Raw genomic sequence first — 19,379 nt, 5'->3', positions numbered from 1 at the left:
ATGGAACAGGGAAAGTTAAAACTGGCTCTGGTTCTTGGTCTGTTGACCTGCCTCGGCCCCTTGGCGATTGATATGTACCTTCCAGCCCTGCCGACCATTGCGCAGGATCTTAACACCGAGATTGGAACAGTGCAGCTGACACTCACCGCGTATTTCCTTGGGTTTGGACTAGCACAATTGATTTATGGTCCAATTGCAGACCAATTTGGCCGGAAACTTCCCCTGTTCATCGGTGTCGCCATTTTTGCAGCAGGCTCTGTGCTTGCTGCATTTGCGCCCAGCATCGAGATTCTGATCGCAGCCCGTCTGCTTCAGGCTTTGGGCGGCGCCGCTTTGATGGTTGTTCCCCGCGCCGTGGTTCGGGATCGCTATACCGGCACGGATGGCGCGCAATTGATGGGGTTCATGATGATGATCGTCAGCGTATCTCCCATGCTGGCACCGCTTGCGGGCAGTGGTGTCTTGCGCTTTGCCGGGTGGCAGGGAATTTTTGGCACGCTTGCAGCGCTGGCAGGTTTGGGCCTTCTCATGATCCTTGCACTGTTTCAGGAAACATTGCCAACAGACAAGCGTGTGGCTTTCAATCGAAACAGCTTTGTCTCCGGGTGTAAAACGCTTCTCGCGGACCCGGAATATCTCAGCCTGACCTTCATTGGCGGCTTCGCAATGTCCAGCTTCTTTGTCTTCATCGCCTCAGCCTCCTTTGTCTACACAGGCGAATTTGGCCTGACTCCCACAGGGTTTGGTCTGGCTTTTGCTTTGAACGGCATCGGGTTTTTCATCGCCACCATGATATCGGGCAAAGCAGGCGCGGCACTCGGCATGCACCGTCTGGTGCGTCTGGCGGTTGCCGGTTTTGTCAGCTTGATGCTGTTCCTTGGGGCATGCACTCTTGCCGGAGTGACCACGCTTTATCTCCTGGCAGGCGTTCTGTTCCTTGGCTTCTTTTGCCTTGGTCTGGTTGTCCCAACCGTCATGGTTCTCTCTCTTGAAAACCACGGCGCTATCGCTGGTCTGGCCTCTTCACTCGGCGGTACACTGCAAATGCTGACCGGCGCGCTGATGATTGCCCTGGGCAGTCCGTTTTTTGATGGCTCGTCCCTGCCAATGGTCACCGCGATGACCATTTCAGGTGTCTTGGGCTTTGCACTCACTCAAACCAAATCTATCCGGCTTCCTAACCCGGTAAAGACCTAAGAAAGGACAACGCACATGCGTTTTATCTCAACCGTGGCCGCTCTGGCCCTGTCAGCGGGCATGGCTCTTGCTGATGCAAAACAGGACGTGATCGACAGCCTGAATGCCTTTAACGATCTCTTCAACGAATACACCGTTGCAAAAAATGTTGAGGGTCTCGTCAGCCTTTACGCAGAAGACGCCCTGTGGATTGAACAGAATAAACCCCTGGCCCAGGGCCACGACGCAATTCGCCCGACCTTTGCTTTCCTGGCGTCCAAAAACGGAGTCAATGATCACTCCATTGACAAGCTGGTTGTCGCGGATGACGGGTCTCTTGCCGTTATGGTGGGCACCGCCATCGTCAAAGTGGAAGAGTTCAATCTCGACACCACAGGCACGTTTCTTTTTGTCATGAAACCTGAAGGTGACAGCTGGAAAATCGTTACAGACATGTGGCACCAGCACCAGCCGCAAGAGCAGCAATAAGAAAGGTCTAACCTATGCGTTTTCTCACATCTCTCGCCCTTCTCGCTGCAACAGCTCTGCCAGTATCTGCACAGGACGCCACAACAGAATTGAACGCCGTAAATGACGCATTCAACACTGGTATCGTGGAAAAAGACGTCAAAGGTCTGGTAGATCTTTATGGCCCAGACGTCATGTGGATCGCCCCTGGCACGCCGATGAACCTAAACGGCCTTGCAGAAGCTGAACAACTGTTCTCTTTTGTGACCGGCAATGACGGGGATGTCACCCATGACATCGATCATCTGTTTATTTCAGACGATGAAACCCTCGCCGTTATGATCGGAGATGTCATTGCAAAAGTGCCTTCAATTGGCGTCGATGGCGCTGGCACCTATCTTTATGTGATGGACAAGATCGACGGTGAATGGAAAATCGTTGGCGATATGTGGAACCAAGTCCCCACAGAATAATCAAGGATCTGCACCTTGATCCTTTCAACCCGTTGAACCCCAAGGTTCAACGGGTTGAAGATATCATATTACCCCATGCGCTCACTGGAAAAGGATCCAGAGGATGCGGGAAAGACCACTGTTTTGGTCCCATTCAAAAAGGCCCGGTGGTGGGCATGCGCGTGAATCGCACGCGCCAGAACCTGGCTTTCAACATCCCGCCCCAACGAGACATAATCCGATGCAGACTGCGCATGGCTGATCCGCACGATATCCTGTTCAATGATCGGACCTTCATCCAAATCCGCCGTCACATAATGCGAGGTCGCTCCAATCAATTTTACGCCTTTTTCAAAAGCTTGCTTGTAAGGATTCGCCCCTTTGAAAGACGGCAGGAAGGAATGGTGAATGTTGATGATACGGCCAGACATCTTCTGGCACATTTCATCCGATAGAATCTGCATGTAGCGGGCCAGCACGACAAGCTCAGCGCCCGTCTCTTCCACAACACGCATAATCGCCGCTTCAGCTTCAGGTTTGTTCTCTTTTGTCACTTTAATGCGGTGGAATGGAATATCCTGATTTACCACAACTTTTTGATAATCCATATGATTTGAAATCACCGCCACAACCTCGATCGGCAGCGCCCCAATCCGCGCGCGATACAGAAGATCATTCAGACAATGGCCAAACCGGCTGACCATGATGATAACCTTCATCTTCTCCTGTTCATCATGAAAAGAGAAACTCATATCAAAACGATCCGCGATATCGACAAAAGCCGCATCCAGATCCTGCAGAGCAGCACCCGTTTCCGGCGCAAAACTCACCCGCATGAAAAATTGACCGGTCTCATTGTCATCGAATTGCGATGCATCGGAAATATTGCAGCCGTTTTTCGCAAGGAACGTAGCGACAGCAGCCACCACCCCGCGGGTCGATCGGCAAGTTACGGTGAGGCAGAATTTCTGCATGATATCCTCAATATTTAGGAGCAACACAGGGGAGCGTCTCTCCTATGTTTCCAAACGTTTAATAACAGTTTCCAAAGCATGCCAAAGGGTCGCAGCCAGGCTGCGCATGCCAATGACAGAAAGATGTGTATCAGAACGGCGGATGACAAAAACACTCATGTGGTCAAACCCGGTACGCACCGCGCCCCCCGGTGCAAGCGCGCTTTGTGGCAGGTTGACGATCCGCGCCAACAAAGGTGCCATCTGCGCCCCCTCTTCCACCAGAATATCAAAGGCCACCCAGCCATCCGTTTGCTCTGTCACGCGCGCCTCAGCGGTTTCAGCGCGCAGGGCTTGCGCAAAATCGGTCTCCGCCAGCCCCGCGCCTTCGATCATCCATTGATTGGGTCCGGTCCAGAACGCCGCATAAGCCCCTTGCGTTGAAAAGCCTCCTGCTTCGGGCAAATCCAAACCAAAGGGCGCAGGTACAACATCCCCTTGCGCCACCGCAAATGAGGCAAGCGCCAAACCACTGTTTTCACGTAACCTATAGGCCCCAAAAGTGTGATGGCAGGGCGTCGAAGACCCCAGCGCGGTTATCGAAATGAGATCAGTCACCGCAAACGCTCCCCTTTTGGATCAATAAAATGAGCTGACACAACACGAACCGGAATATTTTGCCCCTCCAACGGGTTCGCCGCGATCAGCTCTTCCCCCATGCGCTGGTCGCCCTCTTCCAGATAGCCAATCCCAATGGCGGACCCGACATGAGGAGAGTACGCCGCCGAGGTAATCCAGCCCTGATCATGTGCAAGATCCATTGCCTCTCCCGGCTTGATCAAATGTGCACCCGCTGTGATCGGATCAGCGGCATCGATCGGTTCAAACCCCACCAAACGGCGTTTATCAGCCGCCAGACCTTCGCGGCGCGACATAACTGCTCCGATAGAATCCTTTTTGACAGAAACCATCTTCCCCAGCCCCAACATGGCCGCCGTGGTTTGGCCCGTCAGTTCATTGCCGGTGGCATGCCCTTTTTCGATCCGCAAAACACCCAGTGTTTCCGTGCCATAAGGCGTCACTCCCAGATCCTGCCCCTGTTCCATCAAACGCTCCATCAAGGCATTGCCATAGCGGGCAGGCACCGCCAGCTCGTAGGCCAATTCCCCCGAAAATGAGATCCGGAACAATCGCGCGCGCAGCCCGTTGCACACCGTCACCTCTTGGCACGCCATAAACGGAAACGCTTCATTTGAGATGTCAGCGTCATCCACAAGACGCTCCAGCAACGCCCGCGATTTAGGCCCAGCAACCGCAATCTGCGCCCATGCATCTGTCGTAGAGATGAGGGTCACATCCAACTCTGGCCACAGACACTGACGTGCAAATTCCATACGTTGATACACAATCCCCGCATTGGCCGTGGTTGTGGTGACAACATAGTGCTGTTCTGCAAGCCGCGCGCAGGTGCCATCATCGTACAAATGCCCGTCCTCGCGCAGCATCAGCCCGTAGCGCACCATGCCCACTTTCAGCGTGCCCATCATATTGGCGTAGACCCGATTCAGAAACTCACCTGCATCCGCCCCCTGAACATCGATCTTGCCAAGCGTGGTCACATCGCAGATCCCAACCCCAGAACGCACCGCCAATGCTTCGCGATCAACGGTTTGGCGCCAATGGGTTTCCCCTGAACGCGGGAAATACTGCGCCCGCATCCACTGTCCAGCTTCAACAAACACCGCGCCCTGCGTTTTGGCCCATGTATCACTCGGCGTCAGCCGACGCGGGCGAAAATGCGCTCCGGTGTCTCCACCGCCCAAAACCCCCATGCTCACTGGTGTATAAGGAGGGCGGAAAATTGTTGTGCCCGTCTCAGGGAGGGTTTGCCCCGTCAGCTCCGCCATCACGGCAAGCGCCGTCACATTAGAGGTTTTCCCCTGATCGGTTGCCATACCCAATGTGGTCCACCGCTTTAGATGTTCAACCGGCCGCATATTCTCCTGATGTGCCAGCTTGATATCCTTAACCGTCACATCGTTTTGAAAATCAACCCAGGCCCGTTTTGACGAGGGCACATGCCAGATCGGTGCAATGTCGCCTGCCTCGTCTTCTGCAACCGGCAGCGGTACATTGACAGGTCCAAAGCCAAGCTGATCCAGCACAGTCATGGCAATGCGTTGACCATCTGCCAAAGCCTCTTTTGTGCTGCCCTGCCCCCGCGCTGCACCAGCAATGAACATCCCCTTTGGTGCATTTTCATCCGGCACAAAAGCAAGCTTGGCCTCATCCCATCGCGGCCGTCCCCGGTGGTGCGAGGCCAGATGGACGTTGGGGTTCCAGCCGCCGGAAACCGCAAGCCCACCACATGGCAACCAGTTGCGTTGCCCATTGTGGGCGATCTGAACAGCCCTGATTCCTTTGCGCCCACGGGTCCCGGTTACGGTTGCTCCCGAAAAGGTTTTGTAATCTCCATGACTTTCAGCATCTGATCGGGCATCAACCACGCCCAATAGCGGCACGTCTTTCTGCAACAGGCTTTGCGCGGTACGATGACCATCGTCGTTGTTGGTAAAAATCGCTATAGGCGCGTCATTACGTCGGTGCGGTACAACCGCCCATCGATTGGCATAAGCCCGCACAGCTCCAGACAGCAAAATGCCCGGCCGGTCATTATCTGCAAAAGGAATATGACGCTCGGTTGCACCGGTTGCAAGGATGCTTGCTTTTGCCGTTATCCGCCACAAGGTCTGGCGCACACGATCTTCTGGAGTGGCCAAGTGATCCGCAACCCGTTCGACCGCACCGAAAATCCCGTGGTCATAAGCACCAAACACTGTGGTGCGTGGCATCATGCGCACATTTGGCAATGATCCAAGTTCCGCCAAAACGGTTTCAACCCAGTCAACCGCAGGCGCGTCATCAATCAGGCCACCCTCAGCCAAAAGGCGGCCGCCCATACGGCTGTCGTCATCGGCAACCACAACTTCAGCACCCGCCCGTGCTGCCATTAAAGCCGCCATCAAACCCGCAGCGCCTGCACCGATCACCAAAAGATCTGGATGCAGATATCCCCGATCATAGGCATCCGGATCTGCCTCCATCGACAGGCTGCCCAAGCCCGCCGCACGCCGGATCGCGGGTTCATAAACCTTCTCCCAAAACGCCCGCGGCCACATAAAGGTTTTATAATAAAACCCGGCCGACAAAAACGGCGAAAACAGATCATTCAGTGCCAGCACATCATGATCAAGAGATCCGACATGGTTCTGGCTTTTGGCACTCAGCCCCTCAAATAGCTCAACCACCGTCGCGCGCGTGTTGGGTTCCTGTCGGGCGCCACTGCGCAATTCAACCAAGGCGTTGGGTTCCTCAGATCCAGCTGAATAAATCCCACGCGGACGGTGATATTTAAAACTGCGCCCAATCAATTGCACATCATTTGCCCATAGGGCAGAGGCCAGCGTATCGCCCTCAAATCCCCGGAACGATTTGCCATTGAACGTGAAATTCAGTGGTTTATCGCGGTTGATAAGACCGCCTTGGATACGGCTCATGTGCCCCTCCGCGCCACATCTGTGGCAAGTTCAACATCCAAAATTTCATGGGTCAGCGTATTGCGCGTCACAACCAGCCAGGACCGGTCCCCCTGCTCATGAAACCACAACTCGCAGTGCACACCTGCAGGGTTATCGCGCAAGAACACATAGTCACAAAACGCCTCTAGAGCGTTTGGCGCATCGGGATCGGGCCTGTTCAACAAGCTGGCATCGCCAAGATAGGTAAATTCCTGCGCATCGCGCGGACCAAGAAGCGGGTGCGGGATCAGCATATCAAATCCTCAATGCAAATTGGGCTGGGCACCAACGCCCTTTTCATCGATCACATAGCCACGGGCAAAACGATCAAACCGGAACGCTGAGGCCACCTCATGCGGGGTATCTGTTGCAAGTAAATGCGCAAATACATAGCCGCTGGCTGGCGTGGCCTTAAAGCCGCCATAACACCACCCACCATTGAAATAGAGCCCCTCGATCCCGGTTTTGTCGATGATGGGCGATCCATCCATGGACATATCCATCACCCCACCCCAACTGCGCAGCAAGCGCGCGCGCCCTAGCATCGGCATCAAGGCCATTCCGCCTTCGATCACGTCTTCAACCACCGGCAAATTCCCACGCTGCGCATAGGTGTTATACCCGTCGATATCACCGCCAAAGACCAGCCCTCCCTTGTCCGACTGGCTCACATAAAAATGACCCGCACCAAAGGTAATCACCCCCGGCAAGGTGGGTTTTAATCCTTCCGTCACAAAGGCTTGCAAAACGTGGCTCTCCATCGGAAGCCGCATCTCTGCAGCCGCCATGACCCGCGACGAAGACCCTGCAACCGCCACGCCAACCTTTTTTGCTCCGATAAAGCCGCGGCTGGTTTCTACGCCGACCACTTTGCCAGCCTCACGCCGAAACCCTGTCACCTCACAATTCTGGATCAGATCAACACCCAGCTGATCCGCCGCCCGCGCATAGCCCCAGGCCACCCCATCATGGCGCGCAGTGCCGGCGCGCTCTTGGCGTAAACCGCCTTTGATCGGGAAACGTGCGTTATCAAAATTCAAAAACGGTGCAATTTCACGCAGCTCATCCGCAGACAAAAGCGTTCCGCCTGCACCAGACAGATGCATCGCGTTGCCCCGACGTCGATACGCATCCCGCTGGCCGTCGCTGTGAAACAGGTTGATGATACTGCGCTGCGACATCATCGCATTAAAGTTCAGATCCTGCTCCATATTTTCCCAGAGCTTCATCGAAAACTCATAAAAGGGCTGGTTGCCCGGCAACAAATAATTTGAGCGTACAATGGTCGTGTTCCGGCCGATATTGCCCGACCCCAGCCAGCTTTTTTCCAAGACAGCAATCCGGCTTTTGCGAAAGACCTTCGCCAGATAATAGGCCGTCGCCAAGCCATGGCCGCCACCGCCAACAATGATAAAATCATACGCAGGCTGGGGCGTACAGTTTCGCCACAACTTGCCCCATCCCTTGTGCCCCGTAAGAGCTTCCTTGATCACTCGGAACCCCGAGAAACGCATCACATCACTCCGTGTTTGCTTCCTCACTGGATAACACCCTCAAAACATCGTATCTCAATATAAAGAGACGTATAGTTTCGATTAAAGGACATCACATGGCACAAAGGATTGGGTTCTTTTTACTCGAAGGATATGCCCTGATGAGCACAGCCGCCGCGATGGAACCCCTACGGGCTGCAAACCTGTTCAACCCAGACCCCCTCTATGAAATCATTCCGATCTCACGTCACGGCGGACCCATAAATGCCTCTCTTCCCGGGCACATCGATACGATCCCGCTTGCACAGGCCGGACATCGATTTGATCTGGTTTTTGTGGTTGCAGGTGGCAATCCGCTCCGTGTTCACGATGCAAATCTGTTTACATGGTTGCGACAGCTGGACCGGGCAGACGTCCCTCTTGGCGGCATTTCCGGTGGCTCTGCCCTTCTCGCCCGGGCTGGATTGATGCAGAACCGCCGCTTTACCATCCACTGGCACCATCTAGAGGATATGCGCGCGCAATCTGCAGATTACCTTTTGGAACGCCGCCTTTATGTTATCGACCGGGACCGATACACCTGCGCAGGTGGCGCAGCCCCTTTGGATATGATGTATGCCATGATCTCTGCCAGACACGGCAGCAGCTTTGCCCGCAAAATCAGCGATTGGTTTATCCAAACAGAAATCCGCGTTTCAAATGCGCCGCAACAAGCCAGCGTTGCCGCACGCTACGGCCCCTTGCCTCATGCAGTTCAAGAAGCCGTCGAAATGATGGAAAGCCATATCGCCGATCCGCTTGATCTGTCACAAATCGCTGATCTCGTGGCGCTTTCTCCACGTCAACTGCAACGACAATTTTCCAATGCCCTGTCGCAATCCGTTATGCAAACTTATCGTATCATTCGGCTGGAAACGGCGAAAGACTTATTGACCAACACCAGAATGCCGGTGGCGGATATTGCACATATGACGGGGTTTGCATCCCACACCAGCTTTACCAATGCCTACCACACGCATTTTCACGAAACGCCCGCAGCAACACGAAATAACGCATTTACTTCTGCCTCAAAGAGGAGGGCGGCACCGAATAATAATCTGAAAAACAATAGGAAAAATAAGATCCAGACCGAAATCCCGTGATCACAGCGATATCAACCACCGGCAGATTGCTGTGCAACAACAGATCCCGCGCCCGTTCCAGACGCTGAATTTTGCAAAACTTTGACGGAGTCATACCCGTATATTTCACAAACAACCGTTCAAGCGTCCGACGGCTGGACCCAACAACCACCGCCAGATCTTTTGGCGAAATCGGATGTTCCATATTTTCGGCCAAAATTACCACCGCACGGCGCAATTGTTTTGGCGCGGTTTCAGGAATATGTTCGCTGCCCGGCGACTGAACCGCCACGCTCGAGCGAATACGGTCCAGCTGAAGCTGATTGGCAATAGATCGCAATATCCGCTCATCATGATCCTGCGAAATAATCTCCATCATCATATCAAATGATGACATTCCCCCCGCACAGGTGATGATATTGCCATCAATCTCATAGATGGAATTCGTCAGCTCGATCTCAGGAAACTGATCCTTAAATGCCGCCAGCCCCTCCCAATGAACCGTACATCGCACCCCATTCAGCAGCCCCGCACGCGCAAGGAAAATACTCCCCATTGAAATCGCACCCAGTTTGACACCTGCTGCCAACCTGCGGTTTAAAAAAGCCGACAGGCGCGTCGGATGTTCCGCCTCAAGGCTGAGCCCCGCACAGACAAACGTGTAATCCGGCACAGAGGCCTCACCAATGCGCCCCTGGCTTTCCAGAACAAATCCATTTGAGGCGTGAATGGGCGCGCCATTTTCACTGACAATAGACCATTCATAACAAGTGTAACCCGCCATACGATTGGCAACTCGTAGCGGTTCGATCGCCGCAGTCACAGACAACATTGAAAAATCACCAATGAGCACAAATTCAAACATCACAGCCCGGCGGGGTCTTGTCTCCGACGGCTTCACATCGGACCTCTGGAAGCTGGGCATTGGCAAACTTTCATGAACGTCTGGTATCAGTATAACCACGGATCTGCGACGTCACCATATCCTCTCGGGCCTACCTCGAAAAGGCAGGGAACAGACGCAGCTTTGCCCGGCAGTTTCAACTAGGCAGGGTCTTCCAGTGCGATTGCACCTTTCGGTGTTGAACAACAGGCCAAAATGTAGCCTTGCGCTTCTTCAAACGCGCTCAGCCCCCCATTGTGCGCCATCTCAACACGCCCTACGGTCAGCTTCAATCGGCAGGTTCCACATTGGCCCGCACCACATCCCGTCGGAACCCGCAGCCCCTGCCCCGCCAAAGAGACGTTCAATCGTTGATTTGGGTCCACATCAACAGTCCGGCCCCGAAACGACACTGCAATCCGATCTCCCTCAGCCTTCACGCTCTCGCCTTCCGCCTCTGTCACGACAGGCGCAGTCCCAAAGCTTTCGGTATAAAACCGGGCCGGGTCCATCCCTTCAGCACGCAAAACCCGCGAAACATGCTCCATGAACCCGCCGGGCCCACAGCAAAACACGCTGCGATGCCTCACATCTGGCACCATGGCGCGGATCATCGCCCGATCCACAAAGCCGCGATACCCCGCCCAGGCTTCCCCGGCCTGAGGGTCGCTCACCACCTCATACAGCTGAAGAGACGGCATTTCAGCGCTGATTGTTGCCAGCTCTGACCGAAAGAGCAGATCGCAAACACGCCGGGCCGATTGCACGACAACCACATCACTTGTCTCCCTGCGCTCATAAAGCCAGCGCAGCATCGACATCATCGGAGTAAAACCGCTGCCCCCTCCAATCAGCAGCAAAGGCGTTCCCGGATGGGTGACAAGCGAAAACTGCCCAAAAGGACCACGCGCATCCAGTTCATCCCCCACATTCAGGTGATCATGCATCCAACGCGTTGCATAGGCCGTGGGTCCAGCTTTCACTGTAAAAACCACCTGCCTACCATCCAAGCCATTGGAACATATCGTAAATGTTCGCGTCGCAACGCCCGAGGCCATGGGCAAATTCAGCGCCAGTGCTTGCCCCGGATAATGCCGTATCGGCTGTGACAGAACATCAAAAAAGAAACTTACAGTGTCTTCAGTCTCCTGAACCCGCTGTACCAGACGCAAGGACACAAAAGCGGACGGCAGCACCGGTACAGCCGCTTTGGGAAAGGGCTGCACGTCTATTTCAAACGCGCTCATATCACTCAGCCGCCTCACTCAGCCAGCTTTCAAGCGTGTTGCGATACCATTTGGTAAAGTTAATCACCATAAATTCGGACATTTCCGAATAGGGGCCGGGGACATACCCAGGAGAGCGTGACCCTTTTTGATTTTCCTCCGCCAGCGTTTTGTCTTGGGCATTGGTTTCGACCCAGACACGTGACAGGTGCTCAACATCATAGTCCCAACCTTCAAGCGCTTCTTCATGCACACACCAAGTGGTTCGCACCTCGGTTTTATCTGGTCCCAGCGGCAAAACCCGGAAATGAAGTGTCATCTCTGATAGGAAGTGATGCCAATTGTTTGGAATGCGAAACGCCCGCACTGATCCCAGATCCTGCTCAACCAGATCACCCAACAATTTTTTACAAGCAGGCTTACCATCCAACGTCATGGAAAATGCACCTTCGCGAAAAGGCAGACGGATACAGCGATATTCAAGCCCACCATCGACCGGCGCATGCGGCAGACCCAATGCATCCCAATCGCGCGCTTTCTGGTCCATAATCGCCAACTCATCCGCAAACCGCGCATCATTTGGCAAAGCCATCTCCACCAAAGACACCAGCAATTCCGGATGTGCCCCCGCGCAGTGATAACATTCGCGATTGTTTTCAATCACCAGCTTCCAATTGGCGTCTTCAACAATCGTGGATTCATGTACAATCTTTGTACGCCGCGGATCATGTGGTTGAATATAAGGCGTTATATCTGCTCGAAATTTCTCAAGATCAGGGGGCGTTTGCGCCAGACAAATATAAACCAACCCCTCAACCGATGTCACATGCACCGGGCGCAGCGGAAACTTGTCCGCTTCAAAATCCTCCCCCATAAAGCGGGTCGAAATCAGCTTTCCTGTCAGCTCATAGGTCCATTGATGATAGGGGCATACCAACCGCGCCGTATGTCCGCGTGGGCTTTTACACAACCGTGATCCACGATGGCGGCAAGAGTTATAAAACGCACGAATGATCCCATCCTGATCGCGCAAAATAATGATTGGCGCGTCATGAACCGTCAGCGTCACAAAATCTCCGGGGTTGGGCAATTCACACTCTGGTGCAGCAAACAACCACTCCCGGTAAAAGATCCCCTCCATATCGGACTGAAAAATCGCTGGGTCATTGTAGAACGCACGCGGCAGCGAATGCCCCTCTTGGCATGTGTCCAGGGCAACACGCAGGCTGTTGTTGGCATCGATGGCTGACATTGGAAAACCCTATTGGATAGTGTTGTTTTCAAACGCCTAGCACGGGTCCAAATCATCCTACTTTCGATATTGCGCCATTCTCCATCACTCCTTCCCCAAACTTGCCCATGCACGTTCCGATTGACCATAAGACACAGCCAAGAAACAAGTTGAACAAATCCACAGTTTCGACGTGCGGCTGACGCAATTTCAAAAATATACGGCAAGATTTCTTGAAAGCAGGGGCCCGCGACATCCCATTCTAGCCGTCAGATCGGCCCTGGGCCGGAACAGCAAACGGAGCCCCCAATGTCCTTCCCTCAAAACGTGCCTTATCTGATCATTGGCGCGGGTATTCACGGCCTTTCGACTGCATTGCATCTGGCAAAATCGCTCAAATCCAGCGGAAAAGGCACAGGTGAAGATATCGTTGTGATCGATAAATCCGGTATCGCAGCCGGAGCCTCTGGCATCGCGTGCGGTGTTGTGCGCAACAACTATTACCAACCTGCCATGCGGGAATTGATGGCTCATTCGGTCACCCATTGGGAAGCCAATGCCGAAGCGTTTCAATATAATCCTGTTGGCTATCTACAGATCTCTGCAGAATCCATGCATGAAGACGTGGCTCAAATCTACAAAGAGCAACAAGCGATCGGATACACCTCTGACTTCATCGAAGGCGAAGCCGAGTGCACCGCCTACATGAAAGAAATCTTTTCGGATTGGCGCGCCCAAAACATCACTTCTGTCCTGCATGAGAAAAAAGGCGGCTACGCGCACAATGCAGCCGCGATCTATGCTTTGGCAAAAATGGCCGAAGAGGAGGGCGTGCGCATTGTCACAGGCGTGACCGTCACCGGGCTAAAAGGCGCAAATCGCTCCAGCTCTGCCATCACCGGTGTTGACACGGATAAAGGCCACATTGCCTGTGACTATCTGGTGGTTGCCGCAGGCCCTTGGGTGCGTGATTTCTGGACCATGGCCGAACTGCCCGACAGTGTCAGCATCAAAGGAGCGGACGGCGCTGTACATAACGGCATTCCCATGTGGACCTTCTGGCAGCTGGAGGAAGGCGTTTTGCGCGTCGACCCTGAAAGTTTCAAAACCAACGACGGGAAATTGCCCCCGGTTGTTCACGTCGATACCGACGCGCCTCTTCTGTCTGACGTAGACGGCAGTGTTCTCACCGAAGACATGTGGGGTATCTATTATAAACCCGATTTCAACTTTGGTGGCATTCAGGGCGGCGCTATGCCTTATCCCGTTGAAAAGGCTGCAAATGATGTCGCAATCGATCCTTACGGCCCGTCCTCCCCGGAATTTGTCTCTTCCCCGGAGTTCGCCCATATGTGGGTCTCTGCGCTAGCCCATTGCAACGAACGCTTCTCAGGCACCATGCCAAAATATCACAAAGAAGCCTCAGGCGGCGTAGGCTGCTTCACACCGGACAGTTTCCCCGTCTTCGACGTGTTTCGCGAAAACTGCTATATTATCGCCGATTCAAACCACGGGTATAAAATGATCGGTGTCGGAGAGCTTGTGGCCAAGGAGATCACCGGCGAAACATCCGCACTGCTGCAGCCTTTCCGGTTCAGCCGCTATGCAGAGGGCAAACTGCATCCTGTTTCCAACAGCCCCTATCCCTGGAGCTGACAACAAGACCCATTTGAACACACAAAAGAGGAGGCATTCTGCCTCCCTTCGTGTTTTAGGCTTCATACACGACAAGGCGCCCTAAAAATCAGATCACACAATCTCTGAAATGAGACCGTTGTGCCATCAAGCGCAAAAACTGCCGCTTCTATCTCTTTTAGATGATCTGCGGCGCAAACGGCGCGCCCCAAATGATGGAATTTCACGATGATCTCTTCACGCGTCAACTGCGTTTCGGGATCGCCTTTGGCCGTCGTCGGCCCGCCAGATAACACGGTGCCGGACTGCAGCTTCACAGAAATATCTGCCCAACGTTCTGCGGGAAACTTGGCGTCATACTCAGCTGTTGCCTCAAATCGTGTCGCGTCCAGCACCGCGCGCAATTCAGGGTCCGCAAAAGCCTGTTCTGAAATTTCAGGCAATCCAACCTCCCCTCGAACCAAAGCCGCTGCAACAGGAAACCCAATCGCATATTGCGCCTGCTCCGTTGTCTCTGGAATACCAGTCCATAACCGCGTGCCTTCGCTAAAGGTTTTGACCTGAACTCCGGCAATATCAGACGCCGCAAAATTATAACGTTTCTGAAGATCGAGCGCCGCTTGAACTGCCGGTTGCGCCCAACGACAAACCGGAAAAGCTTTCAGATACTGATGCATGGTCTCCCAATCTTGCCCAAGAGTAGACCAATGAGATTGCACCTCATCCTCCATCACAGACACAGCAGGAGCGCCCGTAAACCCCTCTGCAGCAAGATAGGCTGCAGCAACACCCGCCATGCTCCCCCAACCAGACCCATCCTTCAACATCGTAGGGTGATCAATCACCCGCATCATTTGACTGCGCGGGCCATGATATTCCGCAATTCCAATCGCATGGGCAAAAGCTGTCTCTGACAAGCCCATAACATGGGCAGAAAGCGCCGCCGCCGTAATCGCATTCCACGCCCCACTTGTATGATAGTCACAAGCCGTTTGGTGCAACGCCATCCCCGCACGTGATCCAATTTCATACCCTGCGACCAACAATGTTAGAAAATGATGCCCCGAAAGCGGAACCTCACAATCGCTCACAGCAGCCAAAAGCGCTGGCAGTACCGCACAGCCCACATGCCCCTTTGTCAACCGATGGCCATCATGGGCATCAATTGCATCGATGGTCATTGCGCCAAGCAATGCGGCCCCTTCTGGTGAAAGCGAAGCATCGCAGAATAAAACGGAACACGCTCCACGCAGATTGCGACTGGCGTAGCGTTGCACGATTTTGTGCAGATCCGTCCCTGTGCCCGCAAGACCAACCCCTAAGAGATCCAACAGCAAAAGCCGCGCAAAGTCTTGCACATCAGCAGGAATGTCCTCCCACACCAGATCCTGTAAAAAAGAGAAAGGGTCAGGGATCGCCATAATCATGCTCCATAAGGCCCTGAATCTCAGCCCTCAAAATCGCAGGCGACAGATCCCGGATCGTTGGCAAGCGCCGTCGCGCGGCTTCAGTGTCTGCCAACGCAATATCCGCCAGGATCAAATCTGGTTCCCGACCCGCGCAGGCGGCGATATCCCCTTTGGCATCGACAATGGCCGAACCGCCCCAAAACCGCATATCGCCAAACGCACCTGTCCAATTGCTGGCCACAACGGGCATGCCGTAGACCAACGCATGATTGCGCAGAATTTGCAGCCATCCGTCTGCATTGGAAAACCCGTCGCCCACAGCTTCCTCGGTAGAGGCAAATGGCACCGCCAACACCGCATCCCGCGCCAGTGCCGAAAGATATGCAAGGCCAGGATCCCAGAAATCGGCGCAGATCAATCCTCCACATTGCCACCCATTGGGCAGATGAATCCGCGTTGTGCCTGTCCCCGGCGCAAAAATTTCGCCCTCAACAAGACGCCCATAGGTTGGCAGATTTATCTTACGATGCACCGCCATCACCGCACCACGAAACACCCATGCCATCGCGTTATAAAGGCTGTCATCCGCCCCACGCTCGACAAAGCCAATCACGCTCACCATCTCTGAACTAGCCTCTGCCAGTTGCAGGATTTGTGCATCATCTGCGGGCAATGCCATTGCCGCAGCCTGCTGTAAATCTGCAGGGTAGCCTGTCAGTGAGCATTCCGGAAACACCAGAAAACCAACACCCTTTTGTGCGGCGCTTGCGATCATATCCAGATGTGCATTCAACAATGCATCCCCCGCAAACGGGCGATGCGCGATCTGCGCGGCGCCGCAGCGCAGTAAATCTTGGTTATCCATGCGATCCATCCAAAAAGCCGACCTCACGACAGAGGTCGGCTCAGACAAAAGGAGAGTTTTTATGCGCTTAGATCAATCCTTGCGCTGTCAGGAACTCGGTTGCGACGTCTTCGATGGTGACCTTTTCCACATCCACACGCGCATTCAGGCTGCGCATCAGATCATCCGTGATCAAGGTCGACAATGCGTTCAATTGCTCACTCAGTTCCGGGTTTGCCTCCAGAACTTCGGTGCGCACCGTTGGAGTCAGCGCATAATCCGGGAAAAACCCCTTATCATCTGCCAAAACCTTAAATCCAAATGCAGCAATCCGCCCATCGGTGGCAAACACCAGCCCGGCATCAATTTCACCTTCATTCAGCGCCTGATAGATCAAACCACCCTGCATCGGTGTGATGTCCCGGCGGCCAATGTCAAACCCATAGGCTTTTTCCAAACCGGGCAAACCATCTGGACGTTTTGGAAATTCAGCGTTCACGCCCAGATTGACCTTTTTACCGGCATTATAAGCCGTTGCGAGATCAGACAGGCTTGACAGGCCCTTATCATCACTTTCGCGCACAGCAAGGGCATAGGTATTGTTGGCCGCTGACGGTGCAAGCCAGGTGATACCCTTCTCTGCGTCCAGCTCTTTGACCTTGGCATAAGTTGCTTCACGGTCCAGTTTTTCTTCAACTTTGTTGAAGGTAATCAAAGACGTACCCGTATATTCCCAATACAGATCCACCTGCCCATTTTCCAATGCTGCCCGCACAACGGATGTGCCCATACCATCGATTTTCTCGACGCTATGCCCCTTAGCTTCCAGATATTGCGTGGTAATTTCTGCAATCAACAACTGTTCTGTGAAACCTTTCCCGCCGACTTTAAGGTCAGCAGCCTGTGCGGCACCTGCCAGCACTGCAGTCGCTGCAACAGCAGCTTTTGCGATGGATTTGAACATGATCATCCTCCGTTGGGTTGATTGATTATTGTTTATTTGAGTCAGTTGCGCAGCGGGTTCACGCCGCGCGGGATCAGCCAGTATTGCGCCTTTGCCAGGATCCAATCCGCAGCAATCGAAAGCAAAGCAACAGGGATCGCGCCCGCCATCAGCATTTGCATTTCGTTCAAATCGATGCCGGTGAAAATCAGCTCTCCCAGCCCCCCTCCGCCGATCAAAAAGGCCAGCGGAACCGTACCCACATTCACCGCAACTGCGGTGCGAATACCCGCAAAAATCACAAACAACGCATTCGGTAATTCAACGCTGCGCAAGATATGTAACGGGGTCATCCCCATACCGGTGGCCGCCTCTTTCAGGTAGTCCGGCACACTCCGCAATCCTTGAAACACATTGCGCACAATCGGCAAAAGCGTTGCCGCCCACAGCCCAAAAACCGCCGGGACAAATCCAATCCCCAAAAGCGTGATCGACAAGGCCAAAAGCGCAAGCGTTGGGATGGTGGTTCCAATATTAAACACTTGCAAAACGGCTTCTGAATACCGCTGCATCCGGGGTCTGCTTAACATGATGCCAACAGGCACCCCAACAAGGATCGCAAGCCCAGAAGAGACAAGAACCAGCTGGATATGCTGGACCGTCAAAAACAGGATATCTTCGGAATAAAGCCGCCATGTGTCTCCGATATAGCCGCGCTCGCCAATCATCAGGCCAATCCCAAGAATAGCCCCCAACCCAAAGGCTATGCGACTGCGAAAGCGCTCTTGGTGAGGCAGAATCTGCATCTTCATAAAGCTTCCGCAGCGGCGCCCGTGGCCACATCACTGTCCCGATAGGTTGCACCCAACGCATGTGAAATGGCCCGCTGCGTGATAGAGCCTTTGAAGAAACCTTCGTCGTCAACACAGACCAACCAGGTCGTATCGTGTCGGAACATCTTTGAAACGGCTGACCGCAAGTCGTCGCGAATGTTCACCGTTGCGGGCAAACCTTGATAATGCTCTTCCACCTTACCCGTACTGTCCAGAATATCATTCAGGTGCAGATACCCCCGCGCCCGTCCACGCGGCCCGACCATAACGATATTCTTGTGCCCCACCTCCCGCATCAGGCCACGGGCCTTCTCCAGATCATCACGCGCCATTACTCTGACCTGATCACCAAACATCACATCCTGAACCTGCAACAGGCTAAGCCGTTTCAAAGTCCGATCCTGCCCTAAAAAGCTTGCAATGAAATCATTTGCAGGGCGGGCCAACAGATCATCTGGACTGTCGTATTGTTCTAAAACGCCATCTTTGAAAATCGCGATCTTATCCGCCATTTTAATCGCCTCGTCGATGTCATGGCTGACAAAGGCAATCGTTTTGCGGAGTTCTGTTTGCATTTTCAGGAACTCATCCTGAATAACAGCCCGGTTGATCGGATCAATCGCACCAAAGGGTTCATCCATCAGCAAAACCGGCGGATCGGCGGCCAGTGCCCGGATTACGCCAACCCGTTGCTGTTGCCCCCCCGACAACTCTTTTGGATAGCGTTTCAGAAAGATCCCCGGATCAAGGTTCACAAGCTCTAGCAGCTCACCTGCACGCCGACGCGACTTTGTTTTATCCCACCCCAACAGATCGGGAACAACGCAGATATTGTCTTCGATTGTCATATTGGGAAACAGGCCAATCTGCTGGATCACATAGCCAATGCTGCGCCGCAATTGCACCGGATCCTGCTCGTCTGTGTCGCAACCTGCCACCCAGATTTTGCCGCTGGTCTTTTGGATCAATCCGTTGATCATCTTCAGCGTTGTGGTCTTACCACACCCCGAAGGTCCCAACAAAACACAGATCTCGCCTTCCGGCACCTCCATCGAAACCTGATCAGCGGCAATCACCGACCCGCCGCCGGGTGTTTCAAAGACTTTGGAGAGTTTTTCGAGTTTTATCATAGAT

General features: G+C 53.7%; 18 protein-coding genes. 5 read left to right on the top strand and 13 right to left on the bottom strand.

The genetic code is table 11. From position 1 onward, the window contains the following. Genes BLP79_RS07725 through BLP79_RS07715 form a run of 3 tightly spaced genes read left to right on the top strand, consistent with a single transcriptional unit; the run spans window position 1 to window position 2,117 of the window. On the top strand, window positions 1–1,197 hold the full coding sequence (locus tag BLP79_RS07725) for a multidrug effflux MFS transporter (protein ID WP_090217858.1): 1,197 nt from the start codon (window positions 1–3) through the stop codon (window positions 1,195–1,197). Between the two features lie 15 nt (window positions 1,198–1,212). Then, a complete protein-coding gene (locus tag BLP79_RS07720) occupies window positions 1,213–1,665 on the top strand; it encodes a YybH family protein (protein ID WP_090217856.1) in 453 nt (150 codons plus the stop codon). A gap of 14 nt (window positions 1,666–1,679) precedes the next feature. Beyond that, window positions 1,680–2,117 (top strand): YybH family protein, encoded by a 438-nt coding sequence (locus tag BLP79_RS07715; RefSeq protein WP_090217854.1) that lies wholly within the window; start codon window positions 1,680–1,682, stop codon window positions 2,115–2,117. Window positions 2,118–2,185: 68 nt separating this feature from the next. On the opposite strand, the gene purU is transcribed toward BLP79_RS07715, so the two are convergent. Genes purU through BLP79_RS07690 form a run of 5 tightly spaced genes read right to left on the bottom strand, consistent with a single transcriptional unit; the run spans window position 2,186 to window position 8,141 of the window. After that, window positions 2,186–3,070, bottom strand: coding sequence for a formyltetrahydrofolate deformylase (gene purU / locus BLP79_RS07710; protein WP_090217853.1), 885 nt, complete (start codon window positions 3,068–3,070; stop codon window positions 2,186–2,188). Window positions 3,071–3,112: 42 nt separating this feature from the next. Then, entirely contained in the window at window positions 3,113–3,667 is a 555-nt protein-coding gene (locus BLP79_RS07705) for a sarcosine oxidase subunit gamma (protein WP_090217851.1), read from the bottom strand. After that, window positions 3,664–6,606 (bottom strand): sarcosine oxidase subunit alpha family protein, encoded by a 2,943-nt coding sequence (locus BLP79_RS07700; protein ID WP_090217849.1) that lies wholly within the window; start codon window positions 6,604–6,606, stop codon window positions 3,664–3,666. Before BLP79_RS07700 ends, BLP79_RS07705 begins: the two co-directional genes overlap by 4 nt. After that, window positions 6,603–6,881, bottom strand: coding sequence for a sarcosine oxidase subunit delta (locus BLP79_RS07695; protein WP_090217847.1), 279 nt, complete (start codon window positions 6,879–6,881; stop codon window positions 6,603–6,605). Before BLP79_RS07695 ends, BLP79_RS07700 begins: the two co-directional genes overlap by 4 nt. 9 nt (window positions 6,882–6,890) lie before the next feature. Beyond that, window positions 6,891–8,141 (bottom strand): sarcosine oxidase subunit beta family protein, encoded by a 1,251-nt coding sequence (locus BLP79_RS07690; RefSeq protein ID WP_090217845.1) that lies wholly within the window; start codon window positions 8,139–8,141, stop codon window positions 6,891–6,893. Window positions 8,142–8,236: 95 nt separating this feature from the next. Between BLP79_RS07690 and BLP79_RS07685 the strand changes: the two genes are divergently transcribed. Further along, window positions 8,237–9,262 carry a GlxA family transcriptional regulator gene (locus BLP79_RS07685; protein ID WP_232716397.1) on the top strand — a complete coding sequence of 342 codons (1,026 nt, stop codon included), beginning with the start codon at window positions 8,237–8,239 and terminating at the stop codon, window positions 9,260–9,262. Here the strand turns inward: BLP79_RS07685 and BLP79_RS07680 are convergent. The 3 genes from BLP79_RS07680 to BLP79_RS07670 form a co-directional block, all read right to left on the bottom strand. Further along, window positions 9,177–10,073: a GlxA family transcriptional regulator gene (locus tag BLP79_RS07680; protein ID WP_170830464.1), complete on the bottom strand. Its 897-nt coding sequence runs from the start codon at window positions 10,071–10,073 to the stop codon at window positions 9,177–9,179. The genes BLP79_RS07685 and BLP79_RS07680 overlap by 86 nt on opposite strands. A 212-nt stretch (window positions 10,074–10,285) precedes the next feature. Then, window positions 10,286–11,371, bottom strand: a complete 1,086-nt coding sequence (locus tag BLP79_RS07675) for a flavin reductase family protein (protein ID WP_090217841.1) — start codon at window positions 11,369–11,371, stop codon at window positions 10,286–10,288. 1 nt (window position 11,372) lies between these two features. Then, window positions 11,373–12,602, bottom strand: a complete 1,230-nt coding sequence (locus tag BLP79_RS07670; RefSeq protein ID WP_090217839.1) for an aromatic ring-hydroxylating oxygenase subunit alpha — start codon at window positions 12,600–12,602, stop codon at window positions 11,373–11,375. A 288-nt stretch (window positions 12,603–12,890) separates the two neighbouring features. Here BLP79_RS07670 and BLP79_RS07665 point away from each other — a divergent pair, with 288 nt between their 5' ends. Next, window positions 12,891–14,237, top strand: coding sequence for an NAD(P)/FAD-dependent oxidoreductase (locus BLP79_RS07665; protein WP_090217837.1), 1,347 nt, complete (start codon window positions 12,891–12,893; stop codon window positions 14,235–14,237). A 62-nt stretch (window positions 14,238–14,299) separates the two neighbouring features. On the opposite strand, the gene BLP79_RS07660 is transcribed toward BLP79_RS07665, so the two are convergent. The 5 genes from BLP79_RS07660 to BLP79_RS07640 form a co-directional block, all read right to left on the bottom strand. Then, window positions 14,300–15,637, bottom strand: coding sequence for an MmgE/PrpD family protein (locus BLP79_RS07660; RefSeq protein ID WP_157843969.1), 1,338 nt, complete (start codon window positions 15,635–15,637; stop codon window positions 14,300–14,302). Then, entirely contained in the window at window positions 15,624–16,490 is an 867-nt protein-coding gene (locus tag BLP79_RS07655; RefSeq protein WP_157843968.1) for a nitrilase-related carbon-nitrogen hydrolase, read from the bottom strand. The genes BLP79_RS07660 and BLP79_RS07655 overlap by 14 nt, the downstream gene beginning before the upstream one ends. 67 nt (window positions 16,491–16,557) lie before the next feature. Next, window positions 16,558–17,433, bottom strand: a complete 876-nt coding sequence (locus BLP79_RS07650; protein ID WP_090217832.1) for a glycine betaine ABC transporter substrate-binding protein — start codon at window positions 17,431–17,433, stop codon at window positions 16,558–16,560. A gap of 41 nt (window positions 17,434–17,474) precedes the next feature. Further along, window positions 17,475–18,224 carry an ABC transporter permease gene (locus tag BLP79_RS07645; RefSeq protein WP_232716395.1) on the bottom strand — a complete coding sequence of 250 codons (750 nt, stop codon included), beginning with the start codon at window positions 18,222–18,224 and terminating at the stop codon, window positions 17,475–17,477. After that, window positions 18,221–19,375, bottom strand: a complete 1,155-nt coding sequence (locus tag BLP79_RS07640) for an ABC transporter ATP-binding protein (RefSeq protein WP_090217829.1) — start codon at window positions 19,373–19,375, stop codon at window positions 18,221–18,223. The genes BLP79_RS07645 and BLP79_RS07640 overlap by 4 nt, the downstream gene beginning before the upstream one ends. Window positions 19,376–19,379: the final 4 nt, after the last annotated feature.

Origin of the sequence: Epibacterium ulvae (assembly GCF_900102795.1) — a bacterium.
Lineage (GTDB): Bacteria > Pseudomonadota > Alphaproteobacteria > Rhodobacterales > Rhodobacteraceae > Epibacterium > Epibacterium ulvae.
This window is presented reverse-complemented; position numbering and strand designations above follow the sequence as displayed.

What these genes read in the sequence shown, in the direction of transcription:
- BLP79_RS07650 (WP_090217832.1), bottom strand. Translation starts at nt 17,433, where the DNA reads ATGTTCAAATCCATCGCAAAAGCTGCTGTTGCAGCGACTGCAGTGCTG.
- BLP79_RS07665 (WP_090217837.1), top strand. Translation starts at nt 12,891, where the DNA reads ATGTCCTTCCCTCAAAACGTGCCTTATCTGATCATTGGCGCGGGTATT.
- BLP79_RS07695 (WP_090217847.1), bottom strand. Translation starts at nt 6,881, where the DNA reads ATGCTGATCCCGCACCCGCTTCTTGGTCCGCGCGATGCGCAGGAATTT.
- BLP79_RS07645 (WP_232716395.1), bottom strand. Translation starts at nt 18,224, where the DNA reads ATGAAGATGCAGATTCTGCCTCACCAAGAGCGCTTTCGCAGTCGCATA.
- BLP79_RS07660 (WP_157843969.1), bottom strand. Translation starts at nt 15,637, where the DNA reads ATGGCGATCCCTGACCCTTTCTCTTTTTTACAGGATCTGGTGTGGGAG.
- BLP79_RS07700 (WP_090217849.1), bottom strand. Translation starts at nt 6,606, where the DNA reads ATGAGCCGTATCCAAGGCGGTCTTATCAACCGCGATAAACCACTGAAT.
- BLP79_RS07680 (WP_170830464.1), bottom strand. Translation starts at nt 10,073, where the DNA reads ATGTTGTCTGTGACTGCGGCGATCGAACCGCTACGAGTTGCCAATCGT.
- BLP79_RS07675 (WP_090217841.1), bottom strand. Translation starts at nt 11,371, where the DNA reads ATGAGCGCGTTTGAAATAGACGTGCAGCCCTTTCCCAAAGCGGCTGTA.
- BLP79_RS07725 (WP_090217858.1), top strand. Translation starts at nt 1, where the DNA reads ATGGAACAGGGAAAGTTAAAACTGGCTCTGGTTCTTGGTCTGTTGACC.
- BLP79_RS07720 (WP_090217856.1), top strand. Translation starts at nt 1,213, where the DNA reads ATGCGTTTTATCTCAACCGTGGCCGCTCTGGCCCTGTCAGCGGGCATG.
- BLP79_RS07655 (WP_157843968.1), bottom strand. Translation starts at nt 16,490, where the DNA reads ATGGATAACCAAGATTTACTGCGCTGCGGCGCCGCGCAGATCGCGCAT.
- BLP79_RS07640 (WP_090217829.1), bottom strand. Translation starts at nt 19,375, where the DNA reads ATGATAAAACTCGAAAAACTCTCCAAAGTCTTTGAAACACCCGGCGGC.
- purU (WP_090217853.1), bottom strand. Translation starts at nt 3,070, where the DNA reads ATGCAGAAATTCTGCCTCACCGTAACTTGCCGATCGACCCGCGGGGTG.
- BLP79_RS07670 (WP_090217839.1), bottom strand. Translation starts at nt 12,602, where the DNA reads ATGTCAGCCATCGATGCCAACAACAGCCTGCGTGTTGCCCTGGACACA.
- BLP79_RS07715 (WP_090217854.1), top strand. Translation starts at nt 1,680, where the DNA reads ATGCGTTTTCTCACATCTCTCGCCCTTCTCGCTGCAACAGCTCTGCCA.
- BLP79_RS07690 (WP_090217845.1), bottom strand. Translation starts at nt 8,141, where the DNA reads ATGCGTTTCTCGGGGTTCCGAGTGATCAAGGAAGCTCTTACGGGGCAC.
- BLP79_RS07685 (WP_232716397.1), top strand. Translation starts at nt 8,237, where the DNA reads ATGGCACAAAGGATTGGGTTCTTTTTACTCGAAGGATATGCCCTGATG.